The 258-nt window shown below is 58.5% G+C and carries 1 protein-coding gene; it reads right to left on the bottom strand.

Annotated features, from left to right (window positions below; all coding sequences use genetic code 11):
- The coding region (locus ACW5W8_RS24095; protein WP_498630935.1) for a hypothetical protein at window positions 1-258 on the bottom strand (258 nt) is incomplete at both ends.

The raw sequence follows: 258 nt of genomic DNA, 5'->3' as shown, positions 1-258 counted from the left end.
TCAGGTTGACGCTGGGGTCACTGGGCGGCAGCAGCACCATGGCATTGGCGCCATAGTAGGTGTCGGTGTCGTCCGTCTGCACCGCCAGAAATGCCTTGCGCATATTCACGGTGCCATAGGCCCGATCCATATCGCTGATATCGGGGAACAAACTGTTATGGTTGCCACTGATGATCTCGCGGCCAGTGATGCGACCACCGCCGTCATCGGTATCAACCAGGCGCTGGCTGGCCAACAGCACGATATCGCCAGAGAGAA

The organism is Aeromonas aquatilis (assembly GCF_054052405.1).
This window is presented reverse-complemented; position numbering and strand designations above follow the sequence as displayed.